At 66.7% G+C, this 25,936-nt stretch carries 31 protein-coding genes; 2 read left to right on the forward strand and 29 right to left on the reverse strand.

The window, feature by feature from the left end; all coding sequences use genetic code 11:
• Positions 1–78 precede the first annotated feature (78 nt).
• Both ACPJW8_RS10690 and ACPJW8_RS10695 read left to right on the forward strand, forming a co-directional pair.
• Positions 79–777 carry an SDR family NAD(P)-dependent oxidoreductase gene (locus ACPJW8_RS10690; RefSeq protein ID WP_056387495.1) on the forward strand — a complete coding sequence of 233 codons (699 nt, stop codon included), beginning with the start codon at positions 79–81 and terminating at the stop codon, positions 775–777.
• Between the two features lie 2 nt (positions 778–779).
• On the forward strand, positions 780–1,865 hold the full coding sequence (locus tag ACPJW8_RS10695) for a hypothetical protein (protein WP_330194191.1): 1,086 nt from the start codon (positions 780–782) through the stop codon (positions 1,863–1,865).
• On the opposite strand, the gene ACPJW8_RS10700 is transcribed toward ACPJW8_RS10695, so the two are convergent.
• From ACPJW8_RS10700 to ACPJW8_RS10840, 29 genes are all read right to left on the reverse strand, one after another.
• A complete protein-coding gene (locus ACPJW8_RS10700; RefSeq protein ID WP_330194190.1) occupies positions 1,862–2,551 on the reverse strand; it encodes a class I SAM-dependent methyltransferase in 690 nt (229 codons plus the stop codon). The two genes, ACPJW8_RS10695 and ACPJW8_RS10700, sit on opposite strands and share 4 nt — an antisense overlap.
• 160 nt (positions 2,552–2,711) lie before the next feature.
• On the reverse strand, positions 2,712–3,059 hold the full coding sequence (locus ACPJW8_RS10705; protein WP_330194188.1) for a hypothetical protein: 348 nt from the start codon (positions 3,057–3,059) through the stop codon (positions 2,712–2,714).
• A 28-nt stretch (positions 3,060–3,087) separates the two neighbouring features.
• Positions 3,088–3,450 (reverse strand): hypothetical protein, encoded by a 363-nt coding sequence (locus tag ACPJW8_RS10710; RefSeq protein ID WP_056387508.1) that lies wholly within the window; start codon positions 3,448–3,450, stop codon positions 3,088–3,090.
• A gap of 108 nt (positions 3,451–3,558) precedes the next feature.
• Positions 3,559–4,860, reverse strand: coding sequence for a replication-associated recombination protein A (locus tag ACPJW8_RS10715; protein WP_133830753.1), 1,302 nt, complete (start codon positions 4,858–4,860; stop codon positions 3,559–3,561).
• A 3-nt stretch (positions 4,861–4,863) separates the two neighbouring features.
• Positions 4,864–5,316 (reverse strand): hypothetical protein, encoded by a 453-nt coding sequence (locus ACPJW8_RS10720; RefSeq protein WP_142938869.1) that lies wholly within the window; start codon positions 5,314–5,316, stop codon positions 4,864–4,866.
• A 29-nt stretch (positions 5,317–5,345) separates the two neighbouring features.
• Positions 5,346–5,660, reverse strand: coding sequence for a hypothetical protein (locus ACPJW8_RS10725; protein ID WP_142938868.1), 315 nt, complete (start codon positions 5,658–5,660; stop codon positions 5,346–5,348).
• Positions 5,661–5,689: 29 nt separating this feature from the next.
• Positions 5,690–6,100 carry a WhiB family transcriptional regulator gene (locus ACPJW8_RS10730; protein ID WP_142133561.1) on the reverse strand — a complete coding sequence of 137 codons (411 nt, stop codon included), beginning with the start codon at positions 6,098–6,100 and terminating at the stop codon, positions 5,690–5,692.
• Positions 6,101–6,302: 202 nt separating this feature from the next.
• On the reverse strand, positions 6,303–6,647 hold the full coding sequence (locus tag ACPJW8_RS10735) for a hypothetical protein (RefSeq protein ID WP_071416432.1): 345 nt from the start codon (positions 6,645–6,647) through the stop codon (positions 6,303–6,305).
• Positions 6,644–7,174, reverse strand: coding sequence for a hypothetical protein (locus tag ACPJW8_RS10740; protein ID WP_330194186.1), 531 nt, complete (start codon positions 7,172–7,174; stop codon positions 6,644–6,646). The genes ACPJW8_RS10735 and ACPJW8_RS10740 overlap by 4 nt, the downstream gene beginning before the upstream one ends.
• On the reverse strand, positions 7,129–7,470 hold the full coding sequence (locus ACPJW8_RS10745) for a glutaredoxin family protein (RefSeq protein ID WP_056387525.1): 342 nt from the start codon (positions 7,468–7,470) through the stop codon (positions 7,129–7,131). Before ACPJW8_RS10745 ends, ACPJW8_RS10740 begins: the two co-directional genes overlap by 46 nt.
• A gap of 59 nt (positions 7,471–7,529) precedes the next feature.
• Complete coding sequence (locus ACPJW8_RS10750) at positions 7,530–8,210, reverse strand: hypothetical protein (RefSeq protein WP_071416430.1); 681 nt, start codon at positions 8,208–8,210, stop codon at positions 7,530–7,532.
• The gene (locus ACPJW8_RS10755; protein ID WP_056387532.1) at positions 8,207–8,476 is read right to left on the reverse strand and encodes a hypothetical protein; all 270 of its coding nucleotides are present in this window, start codon (positions 8,474–8,476) and stop codon (positions 8,207–8,209) included. The genes ACPJW8_RS10750 and ACPJW8_RS10755 overlap by 4 nt, the downstream gene beginning before the upstream one ends.
• Positions 8,473–8,673, reverse strand: a complete 201-nt coding sequence (locus ACPJW8_RS10760; protein ID WP_056387535.1) for a hypothetical protein — start codon at positions 8,671–8,673, stop codon at positions 8,473–8,475. Before ACPJW8_RS10760 ends, ACPJW8_RS10755 begins: the two co-directional genes overlap by 4 nt.
• Entirely contained in the window at positions 8,670–9,005 is a 336-nt protein-coding gene (locus tag ACPJW8_RS10765; protein WP_330194184.1) for a hypothetical protein, read from the reverse strand. Before ACPJW8_RS10765 ends, ACPJW8_RS10760 begins: the two co-directional genes overlap by 4 nt.
• 104 nt (positions 9,006–9,109) lie before the next feature.
• Positions 9,110–9,628, reverse strand: coding sequence for a hypothetical protein (locus ACPJW8_RS10770; protein ID WP_330194183.1), 519 nt, complete (start codon positions 9,626–9,628; stop codon positions 9,110–9,112).
• Between the two features lie 89 nt (positions 9,629–9,717).
• Complete coding sequence (locus ACPJW8_RS10775; protein ID WP_142938863.1) at positions 9,718–10,017, reverse strand: hypothetical protein; 300 nt, start codon at positions 10,015–10,017, stop codon at positions 9,718–9,720.
• Positions 10,014–10,187, reverse strand: a complete 174-nt coding sequence (locus tag ACPJW8_RS10780; protein ID WP_156400143.1) for a hypothetical protein — start codon at positions 10,185–10,187, stop codon at positions 10,014–10,016. The genes ACPJW8_RS10775 and ACPJW8_RS10780 overlap by 4 nt, the downstream gene beginning before the upstream one ends.
• A 202-nt stretch (positions 10,188–10,389) precedes the next feature.
• Positions 10,390–11,466, reverse strand: a complete 1,077-nt coding sequence (locus ACPJW8_RS10785; protein WP_071416426.1) for a hypothetical protein — start codon at positions 11,464–11,466, stop codon at positions 10,390–10,392.
• 98 nt (positions 11,467–11,564) lie between these two features.
• On the reverse strand, positions 11,565–13,433 hold the full coding sequence (locus ACPJW8_RS10790) for a DEAD/DEAH box helicase (protein ID WP_056387546.1): 1,869 nt from the start codon (positions 13,431–13,433) through the stop codon (positions 11,565–11,567).
• Positions 13,434–13,472: 39 nt separating this feature from the next.
• The gene (locus ACPJW8_RS10795) at positions 13,473–14,303 is read right to left on the reverse strand and encodes a hypothetical protein (RefSeq protein WP_330194180.1); all 831 of its coding nucleotides are present in this window, start codon (positions 14,301–14,303) and stop codon (positions 13,473–13,475) included.
• The gene (locus tag ACPJW8_RS10800) at positions 14,300–14,719 is read right to left on the reverse strand and encodes a dATP/dGTP diphosphohydrolase domain-containing protein (protein WP_056387550.1); all 420 of its coding nucleotides are present in this window, start codon (positions 14,717–14,719) and stop codon (positions 14,300–14,302) included. Before ACPJW8_RS10800 ends, ACPJW8_RS10795 begins: the two co-directional genes overlap by 4 nt.
• Positions 14,716–15,045, reverse strand: a complete 330-nt coding sequence (locus tag ACPJW8_RS10805) for a VRR-NUC domain-containing protein (protein ID WP_071416422.1) — start codon at positions 15,043–15,045, stop codon at positions 14,716–14,718. Before ACPJW8_RS10805 ends, ACPJW8_RS10800 begins: the two co-directional genes overlap by 4 nt.
• A gap of 6 nt (positions 15,046–15,051) precedes the next feature.
• Positions 15,052–15,501: a hypothetical protein gene (locus ACPJW8_RS10810; RefSeq protein WP_133830763.1), complete on the reverse strand. Its 450-nt coding sequence runs from the start codon at positions 15,499–15,501 to the stop codon at positions 15,052–15,054.
• 163 nt (positions 15,502–15,664) lie between these two features.
• The gene (locus ACPJW8_RS10815) at positions 15,665–18,889 is read right to left on the reverse strand and encodes a hypothetical protein (protein WP_330194177.1); all 3,225 of its coding nucleotides are present in this window, start codon (positions 18,887–18,889) and stop codon (positions 15,665–15,667) included.
• 298 nt (positions 18,890–19,187) lie between these two features.
• Positions 19,188–19,424: a hypothetical protein gene (locus tag ACPJW8_RS10820; protein WP_056387559.1), complete on the reverse strand. Its 237-nt coding sequence runs from the start codon at positions 19,422–19,424 to the stop codon at positions 19,188–19,190.
• Between the two features lie 7 nt (positions 19,425–19,431).
• Positions 19,432–21,273 carry a DNA primase family protein gene (locus ACPJW8_RS10825; protein WP_330194176.1) on the reverse strand — a complete coding sequence of 614 codons (1,842 nt, stop codon included), beginning with the start codon at positions 21,271–21,273 and terminating at the stop codon, positions 19,432–19,434.
• Between the two features lie 1,207 nt (positions 21,274–22,480).
• Positions 22,481–22,846: a hypothetical protein gene (locus ACPJW8_RS10830; protein WP_142133558.1), complete on the reverse strand. Its 366-nt coding sequence runs from the start codon at positions 22,844–22,846 to the stop codon at positions 22,481–22,483.
• A 215-nt stretch (positions 22,847–23,061) separates the two neighbouring features.
• Positions 23,062–23,886 (reverse strand): type II CAAX endopeptidase family protein, encoded by an 825-nt coding sequence (locus tag ACPJW8_RS10835; protein ID WP_330194174.1) that lies wholly within the window; start codon positions 23,884–23,886, stop codon positions 23,062–23,064.
• Positions 23,887–23,905: 19 nt separating this feature from the next.
• Complete coding sequence (locus tag ACPJW8_RS10840; protein ID WP_330194173.1) at positions 23,906–25,831, reverse strand: DHH family phosphoesterase; 1,926 nt, start codon at positions 25,829–25,831, stop codon at positions 23,906–23,908.
• Between the last annotated feature and the right edge of the window lie 105 nt (positions 25,832–25,936).

A 25,936-nucleotide genomic window follows, 5' to 3' on the forward strand; every position in this document is an offset into this window, starting at 1 on the left:
TGTCGTTTGTCAACGAAGGGGTACAAGTCCAGTAAAGTTCCGTGTCACAACTTTACAACCTGGGAGGGTAAGAAAAAAATGAGCGACATGGGGAGAACTGCCCTGGTGATCGGTGCAACCCGTGGGATCGGGGCGGCCACGGCTCGAGCCCTGCTCTCCGCCGGCTACCGGACGGCGGGTACGCATCGTACCGGGGGGACCGTGCCCGAGGGGGTGCTCCCCCTCGAGATGGATGTGCGTGACGGTAATTCGATCGCAGCTGGCGTCAAGGCGGCTGCCGCCGACCTGGGTGGTCTGGATGTGCTCGTCGTCGCAGCAGGGATCACCCGCGACAAGCTGCTCATGCGGATGAGCGAGGAGGACCTGAGCGAGGTCATGCAGGTCAATGCGATCGGGCCGATGCTGGCCTGCAAGGCGGCCCTGGGGCCGATGCTGCGGCAGCGCGGCGGATCGATCGTGCTGGTTTCATCCATGTCCGTGAAGTACGGCGTTGTCGGCCAGTGCAATTACACTGCATCCAAGGGGGCATTGGAAGCGTTTGCACGATCGATGGCCAGGGAGTACGCAGCCCGGAACATCCGGGTGAACGTCGTTGCTCCCGGCGCAACTGATACGGACATGATGGCTGATGTTGCTGAGGAGGCACGGATGGCAATGCTGGAAGGAATCCCGCTGGGTCGGTTCGGGACGGCAGATGAAGTCGCTTCGGCGATCATACACACCGCGGAGAATACCTACATGTCGGGGGCCACTGTGCAGGTCTCAGGCGGTATTTGATCATGCAGGTCCAGCTGGATGTAGGTTCCTGGAGCCTTTTCTGCGGAAGCGACGGCAAGCAGCTGGTTCTGGTGGACGATAAGCCCTGTGGTCCGGTCTCCGCTCGGAAGCCCACGCGTGCAATTCCCAGGCGTCTTCTACTTGATGAGAACCGCATCGCCCAGGTGATGCGCAGTGGCAATGTAATTTCCGAGACAGTCCCCCATGCGGACGAGCAGTGGGCAGTTGAGGTACGGCCCGTCTTCTCTCCACGTACCTCCACGGTGATCGGTGTCCTCGCCGGCGTGGCCAAAGCGGCTGATCCGCTTCCGGAACCACCGCTGGTCGGTGGCTGGGAATGGGAGATCGAGCGTGACGCCGACGGTCAACCAACACTGCGCCGGCGCACGTACTGGGACCGGAACCTGTTTCGTATCTATAACGTCGACACAAGCGTCGCCCAGCAGCGCAGTGGCTATTGGGAAGCCGGGGAATGGGCGAGCGAGCTCATCGACCAGTCCGACCGGATGCGCGTGAACAGCCTCATCCGCGACGGCATCCAGGACGGGCTGATGGGCGTAACGGGCAAGGTCCGGTGCCTGACCTACAACATCGTCACAGGTTACGGCACGGCTTCACAGGACCGCCGGCACATGCGCCTGGTCGGCGTGATTCCGCCGATCGAGCCCGATCACGACAAGATCTATCTGCAGGGCTTCAGTTACGAGGCCCCGGAGACTTTTCACGATATGGCCTTCGAGCAAGACGCCAATGCGGGGCGGGTGGACGACGTGCTTCGCGGAGTCATGGCCCTGGCCAAGGAACCGATGGCCGTCGTCGACTCTGCAACGCTGGATGTTCTTATGACGTCGCCATCGTGGCGTCGGGAAGACTTCGGGTATGTCGGCGGCCTTGGTGAATTTGCCATTGACGCTTCAGGTGAGTTGCACAGGTTCATCGCGGCTGCGGCGAGGGATACCGCTCGTTCTCAATCGATGGGTCTGGCGCTTCGCCGGGTCGACGGTTCCGTGCAGAATGTGCGCATCACCGCCACCGGAGTCAGGTCTGGGGCTGAAGGGCGGGATGCAGTCATCAGGCTCGACTTTTAGTCGAGTCCACCTGCCCCGCCGTTTCGCAACGGGTTTCGTGCACTGAACACCGCCACGGTACCGATGACGTCGACCTTCACTTGGTCGAAGCTTCGCCGCAGTGCAGCCTCAAGTCCTGCGGCGTCGTCTTCGCGGTTGTGAAAGATGCCCAGGCGGTTGTACAGGGCCATGAAGCCGCGGCCGATGAGGTTGTGGCTCACGCCACTGCCCAGGATGGTACTGCCGAACAGCACACCGTCAGCAGCGAGCCGCTCCCCTAGGTGTTTGAAAGCTACGCCCTTGTCCGCCCAGGAGCCGGGAACGCAGTGGAAGACGTAGTTCGCCGCGATGGAATCGAATTGGCCGAGAGCCTCGGGGATCGGTTCGAGGACGTTCGCGGTCACACCTCTGGTGCTTACGTGGGTGTGGCCGAGTCTGGACGCTGCGTGCTCCACGCTGTTTTCGTTGAGGTCCATGAGTGTGATCTCAGCAGATTCGGGGAGGTCGGCATTGGCGAGGTACCAACCAGTGCCGGGACCGACATCGAGATGGCGGGTGCCGATGCAACGGTTGTACTGGTCTAGCATGAGCTGGCTGGGGCATCGCCAGGCCAGCGAATTGGAGAACTTCACGACGAGCAGGTCGTAGAAGCCCAGCACCGGCTTGCTGTAGATACCTGCGCCGCGGCGCACTTCCTGGTCGTTCATGTGATCGGAGCCTATCGGTCGAGGTCGGCGAAGTGAGGGTGAGCAGGGTGGTTTCACGAAGGAGCAAGGACGGCTGTGCCGGGGTCCGTGTCCACTGGGCAGCTCTGAGATTGCATCCTAGTGGAAGTAGTTCCACTGGTGAAGTCGAGCCGGTGCGGCGTCAGCCGAAGACCAGCTCGCCGTAGCAAGCGGTCTGAAGGATGATGTCAAGGTCTTGGACGCAGCCGAATCCGAGCTGTTCGGACTCGATGGCGGCAGAGCAGCAGAGGTGGTACCCCTTCTGCTTGGCCTTTCGAAAGGCTTCCTTGATTTGGGCGGCCGACAGCTCGTAGTCCTTGGTCTTGGACTCGTCATCAGACTCTGGATCGTCAAGTGTGATGCTCACGTGCAAGCCGTCCTCTGTCAGCTTGCTCCCGTGGTACCAGGGAAGCGCGCCACCGAAGTAGAACTCTTCGACGTCCTGCAGGACTGAAGCTGCTGATTGGGTGAAGATACCGGTGTTGGGCATGTTTCCATTCCTTCGCGATTCCGTGCGATCAGGGCAAAATGACTTCGCGGGAGGCGAGGTCGGAGAGAACGGCCGGATCCGGGACCCGTGCATCGACGCTGTCCTCCTCACAGAGGGCATCGATCAAAGGGTGGCCTTCCAGCGCGCTGCGGGCTTCTGTGGGAGATGCGAAGACGACAGCTGTGCGGGGATGGAACTCCCGGTCGATGAGCACGTAGCCTAGTTCGCCGGGCTCGCGGCGCTGCATGCGCAGCAGGTCGAGATGCAACCGTGCCTGCGCTTCGACGGCGGCGACGTCGATACCAAGATCTGCTGAGAGTCGGTCGTCCACAGTCCTGGGCTTGTCGGACTCCGGGGTCTGCCTCGCGCGTTCAGTGTTGTCGTTGATCATGCTCATCCCCTCTCGTAGGTCTTGTGGAAGCCGACGACTTTGCTGGTGATTTTCCATGCAGCGACGATCCAGGATGATGCGGTCACGGTTCTACCTCTGGTCCGCGATCTAGTCGAGGGGGTTCCTGTCCTCCACGGTCATCTGATCGATCGCAGCCAACCGTCTGGCGATGGTTTGTTCGAAGCCATTGCCGGTAGGACGGTAATACTGTGTGCCGCGGACGGCATCGGGTAGATATTGCTGCAAGACAACTCCGTGTTCGAAGTCGTGAGGGTAGAAGTAGCCTTCTCCATGCCCGAGGCCCTTCGCGCCCGGGTAGTGCGCGTCGCGCAGGTGCACTGGCACGCTCCCGGTCCGGCCGCGCCGGACGTCTTCCAGCGCTTGGTCGATGCCGCGGATGACGGCCGGCGACTTGGGGGCCGTGGCGATTGCGACCGTTGCCTGAGCGAGGTTGAGCCGCGCCTCGGGCATACCGATCAGCTGGACTGCCTGGGCGGCGGCCACTGCGATGCCCAGCACCGAGGGGTCGGCCATGCCGACGTCCTCGGAGGCGTGCACCACCAAGCGCCGTGCGATGAACCTCGGGTCCTCCCCCGCCTCGATCATCCGGGCCAGCCAGTGCAGGGCCGCATCCGGGTCGCTGCCTCTCATGCTCTTGATGAATGCGCTGACGACGTCGTAGTGCTGGTCGCCATCGCGGTCGTAACGCTGCAGCGCAGCGCCGGTGACCTGCTCCAGCACCTCGCGGTCGACGACGCTCTTGCCTGCGGCCTGCGCAGTTGCGACAGCGGTCTCCAGCCGGTTCAGCGCCTGGCGGACGTCGCCGCTGGACAGCCCTGCAATGATCTGCAGCGCGGGGTCGGCGAACCCGATCCCGGTGGCTGAGAGGACCGGGTCCTCCTCTAGGGCACGCGAGAGCAGGTTCACGACCTCGCCGTCCTCCACAGGGCGTAGGACCAGCAGGATTGAGCGCGAGACCAGTGCCGAGTTGACCGAGAAGCTCGGGTTCTCGGTGGTCGCGCCGATGAGCGAGATGACCCCGGCCTCCACGGCGGGCAGGAGGACGTCCTGCTGCGCCTTGGAGAAGCGGTGGATCTCGTCAATGAAAACGAGCGTCTGGAGGTCGTCGTCGAGGGCCTTCTGGGCTCCGGCGAGCGTTTTGCGGACATCGGCTACGCCGGCGCTGGTCGCAGAGAGCTCGACGAAGCGGCGGCTGGTTTGGCGGGCGATCACCGAGGCGATGGTGGTCTTGCCGACGCCGGGCGGACCCCAGAGCAGGACCGAGGTCGCACCCTCGCCCTGGGCGAGCAGCTCGAGCGGCGAGCCGGGAAAGACCAGGTGCTCCTGGCCCACGATCTGGTCGAGGGAGGTGGGCCGCATGCGGGCGGCCAGGGGTTGGATGGCACTCATGGTCTACTCCTTGTTTGGTTCGAGGCGGGCGATCTCGGCCTCGACCCGGGCTTCTTCGCTCTGTGCCGCGGCGGTGCGCGCCCTGGCCTCGGCGAGCCGGGCACGCGCCTCGCGCAGCGCCTGCGCGTCCGACATGGCCTCGACGGCGTGGATCGCTTCGAGCACCGGTGCGGCTGCGTACGAGGGCACCCGGACGCTGATCTGCAAGTAGAAGTCGTCACCGTCAGATGCGTGACCGACGCTGGGCGGCCGGCCGAACGCTGTCGTGCACTCCTCGTTCTTGCGCGTGTGGATCCGGCCGGCGAAGACCTGGGCGGCGGTCACGCTGCAGTCCGCGACGGCGGCGTGGATGGCCCGGAGCACCGGCTCGACGAGCTGGGTGTCGGTGCGCTGCTGTGGATTGACGGTCGGCAGGAGTCCGGGGTCGAGGTGGCTGTCTTCGATGCGGGGGTGCATGGTTGCTCCTTTTGCGGCGGGGGTGGCCATCAGCTCTCGATGCGCGTGAACGGGCCGGAGTTGTGGACGAACAAGGCGATGATCGGCGCGTACCGGGCGTCGCGGTGTACGCCGCCGGCGTCGGTCCAGCCGCCTTGGGCGTCGAGCGTCCAGCGGTCGCCCGTTGCGTCGAAGTACTCTCCCGGCTCGGCCGGGAGCCGATGCTGTTTCACCATCCGGTGGAGCTTGCGGTCAATGGCGGCGCGTTTCCTGGCCGGCATGGGCGCGCCTGTAGTCCGTTCAGGGGGATAGGCGTCCCCGGGCAGCAGGTTCTGCTGCCTGAAGCGGCGCGGGAACAGTGGCATGGCGGTCCTTTCAATTGACGGTGCTGCGCTCAGGCGGAGACGGCGTCCTCCCGCTCCTTGTGCCGGGCGAGCACCCGGTAGACGGTGCGGTCGGTGACCTCGGCCATGTCGGCGATGGTCCGGGGGTCGATCCCTCTGCCGGCCATCGCGACGATGAGGGTGTCGCGTTCCTGCTTTTGCGCCTGGGCGGCGCTACGGTGTGCCACCGGTGAAGTCTTGATAAGGCGGTCGCGTTCGGCGGTGCTGAGTCCGCCCCAGATGCCGAAGCGCTCGTCGGCGCTCAACGCGTAATCCAGGCACTGTGCGCGCACCCCGCACTGGGCACAAACCTTCTTGGCGTCGGTGGTGTTGCCGCCCTTCTCCGGGAAGAACGCGTCGGGGTCTGTTTCTGCGCACAGGGCATCCCTGCGCCACTTCTCGTCGGGGTCCTCGCCGCTCATGACGGTGCGGCCGGGAGGCGGGTGTTCTGCTGTGCGTGCACCGTGGCTCCTCCTAGAAGTTGTCGTGCGTGTGTCGGTACTTCGTTCTCGGGGTGTGCGGGCACAGAGCCCCGGAGGATCCCATTCCTCCGGGGCTCTGTGCCCGAGGCTTCCGTCCTGTACTCCGGGGCGGCTGCGCCGCGCGCTGCTCCCGCTGTTCCTTTTAGTCACTGAAAAGGTGCGCGAAGTGTTCGTCGCTGAGGTCAATCTCGACACGCTGGCCCTCACGAGAGACCGTGAAGACGCAGCCCTCGTCAGCACTGGGCTGCCATGGTCCGCGCTGGAAGACCTCCCGCCAGACCTTGCTGGCGGCCTCAGCGGGCGATGCAGCATCCTGGTCGATCGTCCATCCGACGAGGTACTCCTCGCTGCCGGTGCCCTCAAACGGGTCGAGCTGATCCCGGGGGAAGACCTGGTCGAGCGCACGCTCGAAGTCTTCCCGGGTGGTGTCGCCGCCGGACACAGCTCCGCGGACGAGGTCGGCAAGGCTGTCGATGTGCAGGCTCATGGGGTTGCTCCCTGGGTTTTGGTTCGGGTGGGGTCTGCTGCGACCAGCGCGGCGATGAGCTCGAGGTCGTCTCCGGTGTCGGGGTCGATGAGGGTCCCGGCGGATCCGATGTCGGCCAGCGGCTGCTCGTGCGTCTTGCCTGCCGTGTCCCGGTAGACGAGCGTCACGCCGGACAGGTCCACGGCCATGGTGCTTACCGGGGAGGACTCGGAGGCCTCGAACGCCGGCCGGATCGCCTCGATGAGCGCGATGAGGTGCTGTACCTCTGCTTTCCGTTCGAGCAGCGCCTTGCGCTGGAGTGCGCGCTGCTCGAACCGGGCCAGGTGCGCGTCGCAGCAGGTGTCGGTCTTGTCGGGTTCGTCCTTGGGATAGGACAGCAGGTAGTGGTCCGTCTCGACGGATTTGTCGACGAGCGTATCGAGCAGGATGTCGGCCTGCCGGGCGGTGATGCTGAGGCCGAGGCGCTGCTGCGCCGCTGCCATCAGGACGCCGCCTTCCGGTCCTCCGGGACGATGCCCTTGGTGCACAGCCGGACGAGGGCGGTGAGCATGTCCTGGCGGTGCCCGCCCCAGTGGACGGTGCGGCCGGAGGCCAGCTTGACGACGATCACGGGTGCCTGGGCATATCCGAGGTCTTCGGTGATGTGGCGGTGGTTTTCATCGCCCTGCTCGATGTCGATTTTGGTGTACTGCATCGCGGGCTGCTGCCGATCGAACAGGCTCTTGGCCTTGTCGCAGTTGGGGCACTCCGCCGGCCCGTAGATGGTGATTTTCGGCGCGGTGTGGGCGGTCCGGGGCAGGTCGCCGATCGTGGTGGGGGTCATGGGACTTGGTTTCCTTCTCTCCCCTGCTGGGGGTCGTTGTGGTGTGGAGGCCCTGGCTCTCAGACGTCGGGCTCCAGGTCGAACAGCCCGGGCTGGGCCACACGCTCGCGCAGCTGCCGGGCGGGTTCCTCGCCGAGGCGCTCGACGGCCTTGTCCAGGTCGCGGTAGGCCTCGGACTCGCCGAGTCCACCCATGGCCTCGATCTGGAAGTACAGCTCGGCGAGCTCCCGCTCGCTCAGGCGGTGGCCGAGCACCTCGGGGGCAGCGAGGTCGGTGTACGAGGCGCTGTAGCCCAGCTCCCAGTCGGACTCGGTCTGCTGCTCGGCTGTAAAGGCCACGAGGATGCCGTGGTCGGGCACGAGCGCGCCGACGAGCAGGTCCGCCAGCTGGTCCGGTGTCGGGCTCCACGGCTGCGCCTGCTGGAGGACTGCGCGGACCTTGGTCCGCAGCACTGAGTCGGCGTACAGCCCGGGCTTCCCGCACGGGCAGGTGCCCGCGAGGGGGCCGCGATCGATGGGCACCCAGAGCCCGTGGTCGTGCTCGAGGTGTTGGTCGGCGTCGTGCCGGGCGATGGCTGCTGGTGTCGACATGACCGTGCTGTGCTGCCAGCTGCACCCGATGCACGCCATGCCGTCTGCGCGCTGCTGGCCGTAGACGTAGACCTCGTGCTTGCCGGGGTGCTTGGCGCGCTTGCCGTCCGGCGTCGCGTCGACCCACCAGTCGGGCAGGGGCGCGTTCACGGCTTCACGTCCTTGGCTGTGCTGTGCATCTCGGCGAGATGGGCGATGGTGCGCCGGCGGAGCCCGTCGTAAAGCGCCCAGAAGGCGTCGTCGCGCGCGGCGAGCTCGTGTATCCAGCTGTTGATCTGTCCGTCCGGGAGCGCTGCGATCTCCGCCGCCTGCTCCGGATCGAGGCCGTGGGCCTCCGGGGCCTCCCGCAGCTCGGCACGCAGTGACTCTGCGTCGAGCGCGATTCCGGTTGCGGGCCCTCGGTTGTTGTCGGTCATGGGTGGTCTCCTCGGTGTCGCTGCTGGTCGCGGATCGCCTGTCGCTCCCGCTCGCGGCGGGTGCCCTTGCGGGGCTTGGGGGTGTGCCGCTGCGTCGCACTGGACTTGCGGAGTTCCCGCATCCAGTGCGCCTGTTCGGGATTCGCCGACGGCCGGAAGCCCTCGGTGGAGTAGTGCTGCCTGCGCTTTCGGCTCATGGGTTCTTCTCCTCCGCCACGCGGGCGATGTGGCGGGCGCAGCCAGCCGCCCACGTGCGGGCATCGGCGGTCTGCGCGGCGGCCACCGCCTTCGCGGCGCGGTCGGCGTCGATGTGCAGCCGATGCCGGATGAGCAGCGCCAGGGTGACGTCGAGCATCACGGTGCGCTCGTGGTCGCTCAGCTCCGTCTGCTCGGAGTGCTCGTGCACCCCACGGCGTTCGTGCAGGGCACGGTCCGCCCGCGAATCGAGCAGGGTCTGCTCGATCTCAGGGACGAGCTCTTCTGCGGTGGTCGTGGTGGTCGTGGTGATCGTGGTGGTCTGGGGCGTCATGCGGTTCTTTCCGCCGGGCCGCTTGGCCCGGGATCGAGGAGCCCCGTCGCGCCGCCGTCCCACAGGGACCCGGCCGCGGCGAGGCTGCGGTCGTGTGGTCTGGGTCAGTCCTTCGAGCCGTCGCGGAACTGGAGGTACTCCCGCAGGGTCGGCGCGTCCGCGCCGGGAAGCGAGATCCGGTCGAGGGCTCCGTACAGGTCCCCGTCTCCGATCAGCTCGCCCTCGTGGGCGACGACGGCTTGCGCCAGGCGGACCAGCAGGACCTTCATCTCCTCGGCGCGCTCCTCGTCGGCGGTCCGCAGGCGCTTGATGTCGATGAGGCGCTTCTCGCAGAGGCTCTTGAGGTAGAGCGCGCCCTTGCGCCACTCAAGGAACTCGATCAGCTGTGTGCTGTGATCCAGCGGGGACAGCCGCCAGATCTCGGCGTCGTCCTGGCGGAATGAGAGCTGCTGGTCGATGCTTGAGGCGGTGGTCTTCAGCCAGTGCTCGGTTTGGTTGAGGCCGGCCGGCGTGGTGGTGACCTCGGCCCAGACTGCGTCATCGCGCAGGCAGCTGCGCATCACGGCGTCGAGCGGGTCCTGCAGGCGTGGAGGTGCGGGGCGGGCGGTGGTCGTCATGGTCATGGCGGATGTCCTCGTCGGTCGTGTCGTTGATGGTCTGCGGAGCGTCGGCCCCGACAGCGCGCCCGTGGCGCTGGTTGCGGAATTAGGTCTCAGTTCCTGGTGCCGAAGCGCAGGTCGGGCCAGATGGGCTCGACCGAGACGCGCAGCAGCTGGATACGGGGGTCGCGGTCCTTGGCGCGTTTCCAGGCGCGGCGAACGGCTGCGGCCTTGTTCCGGGCCTTCTTCTGGTCGTCGAACGGCCCAATCAGGTGCGAGTAGGTCTGGGGGCTGGCGGACTTCAGGCTCTCGGCCTGCATCATCACCACGACGCCGTAGCCGTTGGCCTCCTCGGCCACCAGGTCCTCCCAGGAATCGTAGGTGCGTTCGGTCTGCGTGCTGTACGCCTTCATGGCGAGACCTCCTGGTCGTCGTGACGGATGTCGATGGGCCGCTCCCAGAGCGGCATCCCGTCCTCGCCGGTCTCGGCCGAGAACTCGAGGCGGACCTCCGGCTGGTCTATGTGTGCGCCGAAGTCCGACCAGCCCGCAGGCGGGAGCCGGTAGATGGGCTGCTCAGCCATGGGACTCGCTCCTTCTCGTTGTGGTGTCGTGGCAATGAGAGGGGACCGGGCCGGGACCCGACCCCCGACATCACTGCCCCGGCACCCGGGTCGGCCCTGCCGACCCCGACGCTGTGCCCTCCGGTGACCAGCACCCGCAGGGTGCCGGTCACCGGTCGGTCATGAACCAGCTGCGATGCGTTCCGTCCCGGTCATCCTGGTCTCAGCCATGGGGCTGTTCTCCTGCGTTTCCGGGTTGGGTCTGCCGACGTTCGGCGGCCCAGGGGAGGCGGGAGTCCTGGTCAGCGGAGCACCAGAGCCCGCCAAGCGAGGCGCTGCGGTGGGTGTGGGGCAGGTGGTCCTCCCGGTCTCCGCACAGCCCGACGGGCAGACCGGCCGGGTCTCCAGTCAGCTCGGCGAAGCGCAGGCGGTACTCGAGCTCGGCAGCATCCGGGCTCCAGGCCTGGATCTCGATCCCGAAGGGCTGACCTGGAACCTCCCAGTCCCCCGCCGGCTCGCCCAGCAGCGCCGCGCGCTCGTCGAGCAGGATCCGCGAGTCGGCGTGCTTCACCTCGGCGGGCATGGCGGGGTCGATGCTGAACTTCTGGGCGATGGCGACCATGACGCCGTCCTCGACGGCCCGGTACTCCGGCATGTGAAGCTTCAGCGGGCGGACCATGTCGCCCACGTATGCCTCTGTCGCGTCGTGCAGCAACGCCCAGAGCGCATGCTCCGGGGCGACGAGTCGCGAGAGGAGTACGCAGTGCTCGGCGACGGACATGAACCGGCGGACGTGGCCGTTGTAGCGGCACTGCATGGACAGCGCGTGTGCGATGTCGGCGATGTCCACGTCCTCGGGCCGCGGGTCCAGCGGGTAGAACCGGCGACCCGTGTAGGTCTGCATCCAGTTGCCGCGCGGAACTACGGTCGTGGCGGGCCGGGCTCCGGCTGTGGCCATCCCTGCTCCGTGATGGCGAGTGACGCTCCTTGTCCCCCGGGCGGGGTCGAAGCTGGCCGGCAGCTCGCGGTCGAAGAGCTCCTCGAGCAGCGCGACGTCGGGGTCGACGGGTTCGTGCTCTGCGCTCTGGAGCCAGAGCACGCCGTAGCGTTCCCCGGTCTCGCGCAGCACGACGTCGTGCAGGCCATCGTCGGTGTTGTCGATCGTGTAGTCCGTGTTCGGCCCGAGGGCCGGTGCGCGCAGCGGCTTCGTTCCGGGCCGCGCCTGCATGGCTTCCCTGGCCTCGGCGGTGAAGCGCACGCGCGCTCCGTCGGGCCAGGCCTGGTGCTTCGGGTCATTCATGGATCAGTCCTCCTCGGGCCGGGTGGCACTGGGGTCGGGGTGGTGCGCCGCGGAGCGCCGGCGTGTGGCTGGCGCTCCGCGGCGTCGCAATGGGTTGGTCAGACCCGTTCGGAGACCCACAGGTCGTTGAGGTCGTCCTGGATCTCCTCCTCGAGGGCGACGAGGATCGCCTCCTCGCCGGACACAGCCGAGATGAGGTCGTCCTGGACCTGCTGCTTCTCTGCCAGGACTCCGGGCATCCGCTCGTCCTGAGTGCCCTTGGTGATAATCCGGTGGATCACCACGGGCTTGGTCTGCCCCGTGCGGTAGAGACGGCCGTTGGTCTGCAGGTAGTGCTCGAGCGAGAACGGCAGCGTGTACCAGATCATCGTCGAGCCGCCGTCCTGCAGGTTCAGGCCGTGGCCGGCCGCCGCGGGGTGCAGCAGCATCACCTGGATCTGCTTGGCGTTCCACCGGCGGACCATCTCCCGCGAGCCGTCAAAGACCTGCGCGTCGATGCCCGCCTTCTTGAAGCGCGCCATCAGCTGCTCCAGGTCAGAGCGGAAGTGGTACGCGACCAGCACGGGGTCTCCCCCGCTGTTGCGCACCAGATACTCGGCCATTTCGAGCTTCTTGTCGTGGATAACCTCGTACTGGCCCTTGGTCGCCGGGTCCTCCGGGTCGGCCGTGTAGAGCGTCCCCGAGGCGAACTGCATCAGTTTGCTGGTGAGGACCGCCTGGTTCTCGGCGACGATCGACTCAACGCTCTGGGTGAGCTTGCCGTCCTCGTCCTGGTAGGTCTTCACGACGTCGAGCACGAGGTCGCGCCTGAACTCCTTGTAGGCCTGCATGAGGTCCGGCGGGAGGGTGACGTTGGCGTCCTGGATCGTCAGGCCCGGCAGGTTGAGGTTGGTGTTCTGCGCGCTCATCACCAGGTGCCTGATGGCCTCATGGATCTCGGCCTCGGCGTTCGGGGTCGGGATCCACTTCGCCGGGGTGGTGGTGCCAGGCACCATCTTCGGGATGAACCACCGGTTGCGGAACTCCGTGATGGTCCGGCCCAGGGCCTCGCCCTGGTCGAGCAGGTAGATCTGGCTCCACAGGTCGTGCAGCCCGTTCGGGCTCGGCGTGCCGGTCAGCTCGATGAGCCGCGTGATGGCCGGGCGGACCGCTTTCAAGGCCTTGAACCGGGCGCTGCTGTGGGACTTGAAGCCCTGCGACTCGTCGATGATCACCGTCTGAAACGGCCAGATGAGGGTGTCCTGTCCGTTGATGGACTGGATCGGCATCTGGTCGACCAGGCCGTAGCGGCACTGCGCGCAGCCGTCGCCGCCGCAGCTGCGACAGTCGTGGCTCTCGCGCTCCAGCGCGCCGCGGGTGACGAGCTCGCTGATCGCCTCCTTGACCGCGGTCTTGGTGGGGGCTTTGGTTCCGGACTGCCCGGCAGCCAGCTGCAGGAAGTGTCCGATCAGCTGCTCCTGGGCCATTGGTCCGATCGTCTCGATGAGCCCGCGCAGCCGCACGGCCTCCGGTGAGATCCCGGCGGCGATGGCATCGCCGGTGGGGTCGCCGGTCAGCTGGAGCAGACGCGCACCCTGGGAGGGCTGGGTCAGCAACTCCTGATTGACGAAGTACATCGTCGGCGGGTCGGAGAAGACTTCCCGAAAGCGTTCCAGTCGCTTCTCCTTGGGCAGCTTCCGGTCGTTCTCGTTGACGATGAGCGACTTGGTTCGGATCGGGAATCCCCATTTGTCGATCTCGTCGAGCCAGGTCGAGCGAGCGATCGCGATCGGTGCGACGACGAGGATGTGGCCCATCGGCCGGACTGTCTGCAGGACGCTGAGGGTCGAAAGCGTCTTCCCGGCTCCGACACCAAGCCAGGCTCCGGCGAAGGGGCGGCTGACGAGGAAGTCGTGGATCTGCTGCTGGTAGGGCTTGAGCACGATGGGCGCGGGTGACGGCTGCGGTGGTGCGATGGTCGTGGTCATGGTGTGCGGCCTCCTCTCGTGGGTTGTCGGTAGTCGGGATCAGGCATGGAATGCCTCGCGGATAAGGCCCAGGCGGACCTCGGCGTCATCGGCCCGGCGTGTCTGGGCGGCGAGCTCTGCCTCCAGCCCGACGATCCTGCGCTGCAGGGCGGTGACACGCGGGTCCTCACCCAGCGCGGTGCGTACGCGCTCAAGCACCGCTTCGGCAGAGGCATCTCCGACGGCCGCATCGGGTATGGGCGTCGCAAACGGCAAATCTTCCTTGGCCTCGGCGGTCATGTCGTCCTCTGCTTCCTGCCCGGGCTCGGGCGCGATCATCAGGTGTCCCCGGCGGCGGGTGGGCCGGGCCGTCGCGGGCTCCGGCTGGTCTTGTTCCGGTGCATCGGGCTGTGCGGGCGCGTCGACGGGCACGGCCTGGAAGGCCGGCTCCCCGGCCCCGTCGAACGAGACCTCGATGAGCTGGTCCGCAGGCAGGCCCTCGGGCTGGGCGTCGAACCAGCGGGAGAAGGCGGCTGGGTGCTCCACGAAGGCCACCGCGACGGTCATCTGCCGTTTCCCGCGTGGCCTGCGGTCTGCGGCGGATACTGCATGATCGGCCCGGTGCCCGCCGAGCAGCCGTTTCAAGTCGGCACGGGCGTTCTGCGCCGTGCGGTTGGGTGAGGTCATGTTGCGCGGCACCGAGACGGATCCGCCGGCATTGTTGCGCAGGATGGCGTGGCCCCGGGACGAGACACGCCCAACGCAGCCGGCCCGCATCGCTTCGAGCACGAGCTCCGTGGCCTCGCGATCGAAGGTGCCCAGGTCGGCCCGGGTGAGCTGGCGGAAGGCCGAGGTGGCCTGGCCGTTGCCCTTGGTGACGCGGCCGCTCATCGGGCGGCCTCCGGGGTTCCGGCGTCACCGCGGGCGATCACCGTCCGGGTGCTTTCCGCGGCCAGGAGGTTGAACACCACGGCAGCCGCGTGGTCCTCATCGTCTTCGCCGCACATCCACTGCATGAAGTGGCGGAAGGCGCTGGCGCGGAACTCCTCCATCTCTGCGGCAGTGCTGGCCTGCTCCCAGTCGCGCGAGTCGTACTTGCGCGCTCCACGCTCCACGAGCGCGGCCGTCCTTGTGAGCAGCTGGTCCTGGTAGGGCACCTGAAGCGGTACGAGCAGGTCGAAGCGGGGCTGGCCTGTCTTCACCTCGCGCTGCATGCCGGAGGCGGTGACCCTGCGTGATCCCGAGTCTTTCGTTTCGTAGTCGCGGGCGGCTGTCTCCGGGCCCGCGGCGGTGGCTGTTGCGGTCATGATGCTGCTTTCTGCTGGCTCTCGATCCGGCGGTAACCGAGCACGTGGGTGATGAAGGCGTCGACGGCCTGCTCGTCATCCACGACGTGGATCTCGGCACCGAAACGGCGCATCTTGGCGTGCATGACGCGCTGGCGCTTCTCGAGGTCTCCGCCGGGTCGCTTGACCTCGACGAAGACCGTGCCGGTGGGCGTGAGGACGATTCGGTCGGGGACGCCTCCGCGGGCCGGGGACACGAACTTCAGGCAGAACAGACCGTGCCGGCGGCACTGCGTGAGCAGGTACTGCTCGACGGCCTTCTCCCGCTGGTTCTTCTTCCTCGGCATGGGGCCTCAGTCCTCGTCGGTCCCGGCAGCGTCGGAGGCGTCGCCGTCAAGGAAGTGCCCGAAGCCGACGATGTCCTCGTCGTCGATGTAGGCAGCGATGGCGTCCGGGTCGTAGACGAAGCTCGGGTCGTCAGGGTCGACTACGACCCAGCGCTTGGCCGCATTGCCGTAGTTGGAGAAGCCGTCGATGTCGGCGACGGTCACCAGGCCCTGGTGGGCGAGCTCCTTGAGCCGGGTGCGGATGCCGGAGTCCGAGGAGCGCGGCACCTCGCCGAGGCTGGTGACGACGCGGTCGTGGTAAGCGGCGATGAGCTCGTCGTGGGTGAGCGGGCCCTTCTCGCGGACGATGTCGAGCACGATGGGACGGACGCGGGATGCGCCGAGCGCGGCCTTCACGGCGGCGGCGTAGGAGGTCTCCGGGTCAGTGGAGCGGACAGGGAGTGTTGACTGGGACATGATGGCCTCTCGTGGTCGTGTCGTGTCGAGTCTGAATTGCCTTTCGTACTCAATTATGACTCGAAGTGAATGATCTGTGCGGAACCATTCGCAATGGTGCACAGAGTTGAACAAGGGGGCCGCGGCGTGCGCGGCCCCCTTGTGCGGGCTGTGGTCGATCGGCTCAGGCGGCCTCGTTCATCCAGTTCTTGGTGAACGTCTCCTCGAGCATCCGGACGTAGGTGTCCAGGTCCAGCGAGGCGATGAGCCGCTCGATCCGGTCGGCCGGCAGCTGGTGCAGGTCGTCGTTGACGACGACCATCGACCAGGTTGGGTCGATGGCGTTAATGCGCCGCACCACGACGTCCTGGTCGTCCGGGAGCACGGCGAGCCCGTCCGACATGCTGGCCTCGGCGCGGGAGCGGGCCCAGCCGTGATGGCGCAGCACCTCCAGCGCGACCGGGTCGCGCTTGGTCCGGCCGATGTCCTCCTCGCGGCGCTTGGCCTGGCTGGCCGCGGTGACCTTCCAGGCACCGGCGTTGAGCAGGCTCCGGGCGTTCTCAGTGCCCTCGCGGACGATGAACACCCGGTTGACCATCTGCAGCACCTGCGGGTCGCGGACGTTGGTCACGTGACCCTGCTCGCTGTACTTCACACCCACGGCGGGGTCGATGGGTGCAGCCGAGAAGGGGTAGGTGATCGAGCCGCGGGAGGCCGCGATGACGTTCTGGAACAACAGGAGCGACCGGATCGGGTCGTCCTCCAGGACCGCCTCCTCGATCACTTTCCGGCCCAGCATCAGGTCGAAGGGCTCCGCGATCGCCGACTCTCCCCTGCTCGCCACCGTCTGCAGGTAGCGGGCCAGGGCGAAGTCGATCACGGCCGGGTGGGCCAGCGACTTCGTCGGAGTCGGGCCCGCGTGGCAGGCCAGCGTGCCGCCACCGGCGGCGATGATCGGACTGTCTGCCACGGACCGCCCCGGCTCCGGGGCCTCCAGCTCCAGGCGGTTGTTCGAGTCCTTGCTGATGAGGAACATCAGCTCAGGTTCGATGTCGACGCCGATGGCCTCCTGCTGCTCGGCGAGCACCCGGTTGTTGGTCGCTTCGTCGAATCCGTTCTCGCCGCCGACGACCGAGTAGAGGCCGTCGGTGTTGGTGGAGATGATCCGCGCCCCGGCCAGGGTCTGGGCCTGTCCGATCCGCCAGCTGAACAGCTGGCCAAGGATGCGCATCGAGATGATGCGGTTGTTCATCCGGATCGGCGTCCGGTGACTTGCGTCGCCTGCGCCCGAGGCCGAGTTGAGGATCAGCTTCGTGCCGTTGCGCAGCACGCCGAGCCCGGCGATCTGAGCCTTCAGCCGCGCAGCTTCAGGGCTGTCGCCCGGAAGCTGCGCCAGCTGCTTCTTCAGCCCCTTGATCTCCTGGCCGTAGCGCTCCTTGTCGAAGAAGATCTTCGCGTAGCGGTCCTCACCCAGCTCGGGGTTCCAGAACGCCCGCATGTTGCGCAGCAGGTTCGGGTAGTAGCTGGTGAAGTCCTCGTGGATCACCAGGCCAGCCGAGGTGCGTGCGAACTTCGGGTGCAGCTTGTCGGAGCCGTCTTCCTTGGCGATGAACAGCTCCGGCTTCTTCTTGGCCGGCTCATCGCGGTAGGCGGCATTGGTGGCCGTGCTGTTGGCGAGTACCACCTTGCCTTCCAGGACACCGCCGTCGGGCAGGACGACATTCAGCGCCTCCGCCTCGGGCCGCTGGGTGGTCAACAGGTCCGCCGGGTCAGGCACCTGGGCCTGGGCGCGGGCGAGCTGCCCGGCCTGGTCAGGGTCGTCCTTCTTCGGCTTGCGGTACTTGACCTTCTCCGGGTCCGAACCCAGCAGGACCAGCCGCTTGTCGACGAAGGTGCCGTCGGGCAGGCGGAGCATGGCGTGCTGACGCTTGGCCTCGGCCACGAAGTCCTTTGCGTCCGGGAAGGCCTGCGCTGCCCGGATGAGCATCATGGTCTGATCGTTGTGCTCGACCTTCTCGGCGTTGAACACCGACAGGTCGGCTTCGGCCCCATGGATGCCGCCGGTGGAGAACGTGGCGAAGCAGGACGACGGCGAGGCGTCCGCCCGGAAATACGGCACGTTGTTCGGGGTCTTGGGCACATCGCGCAGAGACCGGGCCGGAAGGCTGAACTTGTCGCGGTACTCCTCGGAGTCGTTGAAGTTCTGCCCCTCGATCGAGCGGTAGTACGCCACGACTTGCAGGAACTGCCGGTGGGCCTCGCGCTGGGCTGCAGTCACTTCGGAGTGGGTGGCCGGGTCGGGCGCGACGTTCTCCTCGAAGAAGCGCACGCACTCGTCGAGCACGTTGACCGGCTCGATCCCGCGTTCTTTAGCGACCTCGGGGTGCGGATATACGAAGGACACCGCCTCGATGTCATCCAGTGAGGCGTAGGGTGCGAGGATGCGGCCCACGAACTTTGCCGATGAGGAGTCGACTGCCAGCCGGTCCTTGCGCACCGCACCGTTCTTGGTGAACACCGTTTCGGTGAACTGGGCGAGCAGAGCGGCCTTGAGATCGAAGTTGCTCGCGTACGCCGGGTGCCGGAACAGCTGGGCCAGACCAAGGCAGTCCGAGACGTTGTAGGCCAGTAGCTCATAGAGATCCTCTACCGCCTCGATGCTCGTGTCATGGCTGAGCTTCTCGGATTCCTTGATCTGGCGGCCGAGCATCCCGAGCAGGCGCTTGAGGCTGACCTTGGACTGCAGTTCGTTCAGCCGGGCCACGTCCAGGTGCCGGCCCGAGTGAAGCATGGCGCGGCGGATCTTCGCAGCCGCCCCGTCCCAGCCGAGGTAGCCAGGCATGTACTCGATGTGCTGGGACGAGAAGAGCTGGTCGTTGTGGTCGCGCAGAGTACGGGCCGTGGTCGGCTGAAACGGCCGACCGCTGCCCGGGGCCGGAAACGCCTCGTTGAGGTAGAGCGCGACCATGGTCGTGTCATAGTTCATTGAGTTGTAGCCAGCAAGGAACGGATGCAGTGCCGGGTCGTACTGGGGGTCTGTGTCGCAGACCGGACGCAGCGCCGCGGGGTACCCGCCTGGGTCGGAGTGGTTGCACACCTGGTCGGCGTTCGAGAGGCCCATCAGTTCGGCGAGCCGGAGGCTGCCCCGTTCGCCGCCGAGGTTCCAAAGCTGGACGCTGACCGCGGGCAGCCCCGGGTTGGAGCGGATCACGGTGTCGTAGAGGGCCTGGGGGTCGACGGAGGCGACCAGCGCCGGGTCGTCGGCCAGGAAGAAGATCTCCAGGTCGTGGACGGCGCGGCCCGGCCGCGGGGTGTAGGCGCACAGCGTGAAGACGTTCGACAGCGATTCGATGTCGTAGAACGTGAAGAGCGCGGTCTCAGCTGTGACGGGGGTGCGCTGGGTGGTCATGTGTCTGGCCTTTCGGTCGTCACCGGCCGTCACGGCCGGGGTATGCAGTTATCTGGTCGGGGTGCCGGGCGCTGCCGCGGATGGCCTTAGGCGGCGCTTCTTCCTTGTGACGGGCGCGGGGACCGGCCGGGCACCGCGGGCCCATCGACCTCCCACCAGGGAGTAGCCGAAGTGCTCACGCTGGCCGGTGCAGTCGGCGCATTCCTTTCCGGGTGAGACTCCCTCTCCTGCACATCCGTCTTTCCAGTTCGGTTCGTTCGGGTGCGGCTGCGTCATGTCCTGTTTTCCGTTCTTGTCTTCAGTCGATCGGGTTGTGTGGAGAGCGGCGGCGCGGGGCGTCCATCCGGCTGGAGGCCTCAGCCACGAGCCGCCGCTTCTCCTCCGGGTCGGCACTGATCTGCGACCGGACGATCAGGTTGGTGATCCGCTGTTCGCGGGCGACATCGGCCAGCGCGGTGCTCGCCCTGCCTTGTTGCTTGGCGAGGTCGGTCACCGCCCGGGCGAGCTCGGTGATGGCCCTGGCGATTGTGGGCATGGTCGGATCAGTCCTCTCCTGTGGCGTCCTCGTCGTCGGCGTCCACCTGGGCGGCGGGACCTGTGTGCCGGAGCAGGCCGCGGTAGTTGGCCTGAAGGACCGGCTGCGACTTCTTTTTCGGGTCCGAGCCGCTGTAGTGCGGGTTCATCCACTTCTTCAGCTCGTACTCGGCGATGGTCGTCTCGGGGGTGGCCATCATCTGGCCGGGGCGGATCTTCTTGTTCTTGTCCGGGCAGTGCCACAGCGGGTCAGGCCGCACGATCGCAACCAGGTCCGTGATGAACTGCTTGTTGCTCACCGGCGACCCCGAGGGCGAGACGTCTGCGAACCAGGCCTTGTAGAGGTCATAGGTGAAGGTGAAAGGCACCAGGTCCCACACCAGCCGCTCGCGGAACTCTTCCCAGAAGGCGCGCACGGGGTCGTTGGCCTCCTTGTACTCGGCCAGGACGTCCATGGTCGCCACCGGCTCGGAGAGCTGGTAGTAGTTGCCCGGGTCGGCTGCGCCGGCGCGGTTGAGCACGTACCAGAGGGCGTACTCCAGGACCTCGCGGCGCTGGAGGTAGTCGTCCTTGATGTACTTGCGCTCCATGCCGGTGAAGCTCTTGTTGAACGGTACGAACAGCTGCCGGCGGTAGAAGCTTTCGGACTTGTCCTTCACGCGCGGGAACTCGTTGAGGCATTGGACCATGAAGCCGAAGAACTGGTAGGCGATCGGCATCCGGTACTTCCGGTTGATCTGGATGACGTCGTTGGTGACGATCGCCTTCAGGTTGGCCGCTTTGTCGATGAAGGTGCCCACGTCGTTCTCGTCGACGATGATCGCGTTGGCGCGCACGAGCGGCTCGAGCGCGAAGTCCTTGCCGAAGTCGCTCAGCGGGATCGAGGTGTGCGAGCGTGGCCCGCACAGGTTGCGCATGAGCGAGCACAGCGTGCCCTTGCCGTTGTTGCCCTGTTCTGAATAGAACCAGGCAGTCTTGCCCCAGCTGACGTGCGGCCGGATGATCGCGCCGATGACCTCCCAGAGCAGCTCGGGGATACCCTCCTCGTCGGAGAGCTCGCGGATCCAGGACTCGATGTCCCAGACCGAGCCGTCGACAGGGTGGACGATCACCGGGTTGTCCGGGTCTTCGACGTAGTCGATGTGGCACTTGGCCAGGAACACCAGTGCCGGGTCGAAGGGTACGAGCGACTTGGGTTCGAAGTGGAAGGCCTTGCCGCCCTCATGGATGTCCCGGGCCTCGCGGCCGTAGTGGAACACGCCGTTGTTCACGGCGATGAGGTCTCTGTGGCTGCACTGGTGCCGGCGCGGGCTGTCCTCGCGGAGTACTGCCAGGACCTCGGCGAATTCCTTGAGTGTCAGCTGCGTGTTGTAACGGCGTGCCGTGGTGCGGATGTCGTCCTCGCTGGTGGTGTACGTGCCGCGGCCCGGGCCGGTGGCCTGGTACATCGCCAGCAGGTCGTACTCGCGGTCAGTGTCCTTGGCGCTGGGGGCGATGCGGATCACGTGGTGCAGGCTCAACAGGATTTGCGCCACTTGCCAGTAGGTCAGGTGCCGGGCCAGGGGCAGCTTCTCGGCAGCCACCTTGGTCTTGCTGTTCTCGGCCTTGGAGACGCCGTTCACGATCGCGAGCAGCTGCTTCTCGAGCAGGCGCGGTGCCGGCGGGTCCGACGGGTCGATCAGCTGGAGGTAGACCTCGGTCGCGCGCGTGACTATTTCGTTTTGCGGGGCGATGTCGCCGCCGTCGGCGAAGTACGTCATGACCTCGGTGAAGGCGTCGGCGACAGGGTTGGTCGAGGGGGTGTCGAAGTCCTCGTCGAAGACGGGCGTTGGGTCGTCAGGAGTCGTCATGCTGCTGTCTTTCTCGATCGCGTCGAGTACCTGCCGGCAGTGAGTGGGAAGCCGATTGGTCTCGTAATCGAATAGGAACGTGCTCACGACTCTATGCCATCCGAATGGTCTTTCGCAACGAGTCGACTGATAGCCGACTCATGGTCCGACAGAGGTCCCGGGTGGTACCCGGGTGGGGCTCGGAGGGGTCGCGCGCGAGACCCGGAGGCCACGGCGACACGACGAGAGCGTGCGGTCTGGAATGAGAAACAGCGGCTCCGGGGGCGTATGCCCCACGGAGCCGCTGGCTTCTCGTGCTCGAGCACTCCCCCGCGGGCGGCGTGAGCCGCCCGACCCCCTGGTCGGGGTTCGGGGAGTTCTTCCGACCGGCCGGCCGGGAACCTCCAGAGCTGGGATCCGGCTGCAGCAGCGAGCCGGTATACCCCCAATGGGTATCGGAAGGTGTACCACCTGACGTGGTACACCTGTTTCCCCTGGTCAGTCGGGGATTTCAGGACTTCTCCAAACGGGGTGTACCACATGGAGATTTGCACGTGGTACAGGCGTTTGCCCTGGTCAGACGGGCTTTATATACCCCCTGTACCACTTGTACCACTAAATAAAGACTAGATATACGCGCATGGGGATAAGAGCTCTTACTGGCTGGATGACCGATCGGAGGCGTCCTTCGCGCACATATGTAAACGCTCGGAATCTGGTGGTACTCGTGGTACACCTGCCGAAAACGCTGATCTACCAAGGCAAAACGGCGTACCACGTCCGCTCGGGCACGTGGTACAGACTCCCTCGGCCGCGGTCGCCTGACCCGCCGTTTGAGCAGGCCAGCACTGGGATCGGGAGGTGTACCACGACACGTGGTACACCTCGGCGCTGCGTCCTCCCGTACAGCGGAGCATCAGGCCCTGACGGCCCTGACGGGAGCGATCGCGATGGGTCCGGCGTCCTGGTCGACCGGGCTTCCGAGTTATTCCCAGTGATTCCGAGACAGACCTTCGAATGGTCACCGGAATGGGATGCCGACTGCATTGCACATGATGAATCGACACTGATAGAGTGGGCATTGGTGTTAGGGCCAGGAACCGTCACCAGGCGTTGTTGTCACAGGAACGTGAAAACAGAAAGGCCGGAGAAGCATCCCCGTGGGAAGGGAGCTCTCCGGCCTTTCTGCGCGTTCACGCTGGTGCGAGGCCCAGGGTGCGCCGGCCGCCTAGAAGGCGGCCGCGCTGCGGCCTCGCCGGTATCCCGCATTGGGGGACTCGGGTATGTGGGCACGGACCCGGTGGCCGTCCTCGACGGCGTACAGGATCTCGTAGGTGATGGAGACGTTGCGGTTGCAGGGCATCACACCCTGCCTCCGGCGCATCTCGAGCTTGCGGAAGCCAGCGACGGACTCGGCGCGTTCGAAGAAGCGGGCGAGCATCTCGCGGGCGCGTTCGTGCGCCTGCTCCGCCGTGCGGCCGCTGGTGCTCATGGTGAAGAAGTGCATGGACCCTCGATCGAAGGTCGGCCTCTCACCGGTGTCGAAGTCGCTGGCGAACCGCGCGCGGCGCACTTCGCTGCCGCTGGGGCGCACGAGCCGGCCTTGCGCGTCATACGCGCACTTGTTGACGACTGCCATGGTGGATCCACCTCCTCTCAGGTCTGGCTGACGAAAATCCTTCAGCCAATCCCCCGGTGACCGGATCACCCCGGTCACCCGAGAGCAGGCCCTCCGGAGCGACCGTCGGCCCACGGCCGAAAGGTCGCCCGGAGGGCACCAGCGTCGGTCCTGCACATTGAGCCCGGCCGCTATGCGGCCTGTGGCTCGTTTTCCCTGCCTTCTTCCCCGCCGGCTTCCCTGTCGTCCTGTGCAGGCCCGGGCGCGGGTGCCGCCATGCGGTACACCGCCAGGGCGCACGCGAGGAACGCCGCGGTCATCAGCAGCGCTGAGACGGGGTTCGCCAGTGCGCCCAGCAGCTGGGCGGGGACAAGGACGGCCGCGAGGTTGAAGGCCAGGTGGAGCAGCACGCACGGCCACAGGACGCGGGTGCGTTCGTAGACCAGCGCCAGCAGCACCGCCAGGGGCAGCGTGGCAGCAAACTGGACGACGTTGGCGTGCAGCAGGCCGAAGCCCGCGGCGGTGACGAGCACGGCCGCGACGATGCCGACCCTGCGCCGCAGCAGCGGGTAGAGCAGGCCGCGGAAAAGCATCTCCTCGGCCACCGGCGCTGCCACCAGTGCGAGCAGGAGGGCCACGACGGGACCGGCGTCTGTCCTGGCCCGGGTCGATTCATCGAATCCCGCCGAGCCGCCCAGGGTATAGAGCCACAGGGCCAGGGACTGGCCGGCGATGAACGCCAGAGCCAGGCACCCAAGCACCGTTCGGGTAAAGCGCGGTGTTCCGGACATCGGTCGGACCGTTGGCGCGTTGGCGAACCACCGGGGCCGGAAGAGCCTGGCAGCGCCGACGAGCAGCGCCACCAGGCCTCCGAGCACCGCCGTGCCCAGGACGGGCTCGCCGACCACGGAAACTACGGCAAAGCCAAGTCCCAGGTAGGCGGCGAGCACGCCGAGGGGCACGAGGGCACACCACGCGATGGAGACGAGCCGGGACTTGATCGGTGGAGCGGGCATCCCCGCCTCCTTTCCGTGGTCAGACAGACGCGGGGATCTGCTCTTCGATGACGGCCTGGACGCGGGTCTCGCCGCGGAAGGTGTTCAGCTGCAGCTTCGCGATGAAACGCAGCGTTCCGACCTCGGTGCGGCTGGCCGACCGCGTCAGAGCCGAAATCTCGGGCTCCTTCTCCTCGGCGACGTTCCACCACAGGCAGGACAGCCCCGACCTGGTGACCAGCCGCAGGTGCTTCTTGCACAGGCGGCACACGCGGTAGCCGCGGGCGTTGGTCATCAGGTTGGCGTCGGTGCGCTCATGGCCGCAGTCAGTATCGGAACCGATCCGGTCCACCCGCAGCCCGAGGGGCTCGACAGCGATTTCGACCACCGGCTCGACGAAGCCGTGGCCGAAGGGCCGCAGCGCTTCCACACGCCGGACGAAGCCGACCAGTGGCTCCAGGTCGTCCAGGCCAGCATCGCAGTCCCGGTCCGGGCCCAGGACCAGGTCGGCCCGGCGCTCATCCTGGACGACAGCCAGCAGGGCAACCTGCGTGGCCTCCCGCAATGCTTCGACCAGACCGTCGAGCAGTTCCGCCCGGTCGACCTTGACGCCGCAGGCCTGCTGGTGGCCGATGGCGCGCATGCCGTCCTGGTGCTCGAGCGTGTCGATGATGCCGAACCACGACGGTGCCCGGCCGGAGCCTCCGACGTAGTCATCCGGCCCGGCGGGACGGTTGAGCACGACGACCGGGTGGCCGTGGCGCTCCATCAGCCGGTTGGCGAGCAGACCGTACATGCCCGGGTAAGCCTCGGAGAAGTAGACCCAGGGGGCCAGCGGCTGATCACCCTCCTCGAGCTCCCGGGTGTGGACCTCGACAAGCTCCTTGCGGCTCTCGTTGGTCGCGATGACCTGGTGTGCCGCCTCGAGCATCAAGTCCTGATCAGGCGCGGTGAACACGCCGAAGCACGGTGCGAGCGGGTCGCCCGTGCGGCGCGGGGAGTTCATCGCCGGCGCGAGGTAGAACCCGTAGAAGCCCTCGTCGATGCTGTCGATGTCGCGGACCTTGCCTGCCTGGCCGAAAGCCTTCAGCAGGACCGCGAAGCCCTCGAAGGCCCGGACGAAGGCCGGGTGGTGCGGGTCGACGCGCAGCAGCTGCATCAGCGTCGACTGCCCGACGTCGATCGCCTCGGGGTCCGGGTCGAAGCCCCAGGGGGTCGGGACCGTGCGCGGCGCGGGCGCGTACAGCAGCCGTGCGATGGACAGCGAGTCGCGCACCAGCTGCCGGTTCTCGTACAGCACGGGCATGACGTCGGAGACGGTGCCCAGGCCGGCGAACAGGCGCAGCAGGCGGATCTCCCAGAGCTTCTCCGGCCGGTGGACGCGGGCATAGGCCTCCAACACCTGGTAGAGCACGTGCGCGCCGCAGATGCCGGTGTTGGCGTAGGTCTCGTCCATCCGACAGGGGTCGACGGTGACGTCGGCGCTCGAACCGGGTTCGAGCTCCTCGTGGTGGTCGGTGACCAGGGTCTTCCATCCCAGAGCCCGGGCGGCGGCGATCCCGCGGTGGGAGTTCACTCCCCCGTCGCAGGTCAGCAGGACCTTGGTGTCCGGCCACGTCGCGGCGATCTCTGCGATGTCCTCGGGCGTGAGGTCGTGGCCGCGGCGGTAGTCGGGCACGTGCAGCTCGACGTCGAAGCCGAGCTCTGACAGTCCGGCGTAGCCGAGCACACCGGAGGAGATCCCGTCCATGTCGAAGTCAGGGGCGATGGTGACCTTGTGGCCGGCGGCCCGGGCGTCTTCCAGGGCCTCGACCATCTCGGCCAGGCCCAGGAGCTCGTCGTGTTCAGCTGATTCGATCTCGCGGAGGTACTCGTCGGTCCAGCCGCGGCGCTGGCACATCAGGGCGAACAGGTCGACGCCGTCGTCCGTCAGCGGATGGTCGTCGACGGTCTGGAGAATGGTCATGGTGGGGGGCCTCTCGATCGTGTCGAATGGTCGGTTTACAGGGGTGGGGAAAGGCACGCACTGGCCGTGTGATTTTAGCAGTGTGGCAGGTGGATTATGCTGGTA

The organism is Pseudarthrobacter sp. J47, from assembly GCF_049810315.1.
Lineage (GTDB): Bacteria > Actinomycetota > Actinomycetes > Actinomycetales > Micrococcaceae > Arthrobacter.

Coding starts and splice junctions, on each gene's coding strand:
- ACPJW8_RS10730 (WP_142133561.1), bottom strand. CDS start 6,100: ATGAGCGGCGAGGACCCCGACGAGAAGTGGCGCAGGGATGCCCTGTGC.
- ACPJW8_RS10785 (WP_071416426.1), bottom strand. CDS start 11,466: ATGAATGACCCGAAGCACCAGGCCTGGCCCGACGGAGCGCGCGTGCGC.
- ACPJW8_RS10700 (WP_330194190.1), bottom strand. CDS start 2,551: ATGAACGACCAGGAAGTGCGCCGCGGCGCAGGTATCTACAGCAAGCCG.
- ACPJW8_RS10815 (WP_330194177.1), bottom strand. CDS start 18,889: ATGACCACCCAGCGCACCCCCGTCACAGCTGAGACCGCGCTCTTCACG.
- ACPJW8_RS10745 (WP_056387525.1), bottom strand. CDS start 7,470: ATGACCCCCACCACGATCGGCGACCTGCCCCGGACCGCCCACACCGCG.
- ACPJW8_RS10770 (WP_330194183.1), bottom strand. CDS start 9,628: ATGACCATGACGACCACCGCCCGCCCCGCACCTCCACGCCTGCAGGAC.
- ACPJW8_RS10810 (WP_133830763.1), bottom strand. CDS start 15,501: ATGTCCCAGTCAACACTCCCTGTCCGCTCCACTGACCCGGAGACCTCC.
- ACPJW8_RS10755 (WP_056387532.1), bottom strand. CDS start 8,476: ATGACCGACAACAACCGAGGGCCCGCAACCGGAATCGCGCTCGACGCA.
- ACPJW8_RS10820 (WP_056387559.1), bottom strand. CDS start 19,424: ATGCCCACAATCGCCAGGGCCATCACCGAGCTCGCCCGGGCGGTGACC.
- ACPJW8_RS10765 (WP_330194184.1), bottom strand. CDS start 9,005: ATGACGCCCCAGACCACCACGATCACCACGACCACCACGACCACCGCA.
- ACPJW8_RS10800 (WP_056387550.1), bottom strand. CDS start 14,719: ATGACCGCAACAGCCACCGCCGCGGGCCCGGAGACAGCCGCCCGCGAC.
- ACPJW8_RS10790 (WP_056387546.1), bottom strand. CDS start 13,433: ATGACCACGACCATCGCACCACCGCAGCCGTCACCCGCGCCCATCGTG.
- ACPJW8_RS10780 (WP_156400143.1), bottom strand. CDS start 10,187: ATGGCTGAGCAGCCCATCTACCGGCTCCCGCCTGCGGGCTGGTCGGAC.
- ACPJW8_RS10725 (WP_142938868.1), bottom strand. CDS start 5,660: ATGCCACTGTTCCCGCGCCGCTTCAGGCAGCAGAACCTGCTGCCCGGG.
- ACPJW8_RS10720 (WP_142938869.1), bottom strand. CDS start 5,316: ATGCACCCCCGCATCGAAGACAGCCACCTCGACCCCGGACTCCTGCCG.
- ACPJW8_RS10695 (WP_330194191.1), top strand. CDS start 780: ATGCAGGTCCAGCTGGATGTAGGTTCCTGGAGCCTTTTCTGCGGAAGC.
- ACPJW8_RS10825 (WP_330194176.1), bottom strand. CDS start 21,273: ATGACGACTCCTGACGACCCAACGCCCGTCTTCGACGAGGACTTCGAC.
- ACPJW8_RS10705 (WP_330194188.1), bottom strand. CDS start 3,059: ATGCCCAACACCGGTATCTTCACCCAATCAGCAGCTTCAGTCCTGCAG.
- ACPJW8_RS10795 (WP_330194180.1), bottom strand. CDS start 14,303: ATGAGCGGCCGCGTCACCAAGGGCAACGGCCAGGCCACCTCGGCCTTC.
- ACPJW8_RS10775 (WP_142938863.1), bottom strand. CDS start 10,017: ATGAAGGCGTACAGCACGCAGACCGAACGCACCTACGATTCCTGGGAG.
- ACPJW8_RS10840 (WP_330194173.1), bottom strand. CDS start 25,831: ATGACCATTCTCCAGACCGTCGACGACCATCCGCTGACGGACGACGGC.
- ACPJW8_RS10690 (WP_056387495.1), top strand. CDS start 79: ATGAGCGACATGGGGAGAACTGCCCTGGTGATCGGTGCAACCCGTGGG.
- ACPJW8_RS10710 (WP_056387508.1), bottom strand. CDS start 3,450: ATGATCAACGACAACACTGAACGCGCGAGGCAGACCCCGGAGTCCGAC.
- ACPJW8_RS10805 (WP_071416422.1), bottom strand. CDS start 15,045: ATGCCGAGGAAGAAGAACCAGCGGGAGAAGGCCGTCGAGCAGTACCTG.
- ACPJW8_RS10715 (WP_133830753.1), bottom strand. CDS start 4,860: ATGAGTGCCATCCAACCCCTGGCCGCCCGCATGCGGCCCACCTCCCTC.
- ACPJW8_RS10835 (WP_330194174.1), bottom strand. CDS start 23,886: ATGCCCGCTCCACCGATCAAGTCCCGGCTCGTCTCCATCGCGTGGTGT.
- ACPJW8_RS10735 (WP_071416432.1), bottom strand. CDS start 6,647: ATGAGCCTGCACATCGACAGCCTTGCCGACCTCGTCCGCGGAGCTGTG.
- ACPJW8_RS10760 (WP_056387535.1), bottom strand. CDS start 8,673: ATGAGCCGAAAGCGCAGGCAGCACTACTCCACCGAGGGCTTCCGGCCG.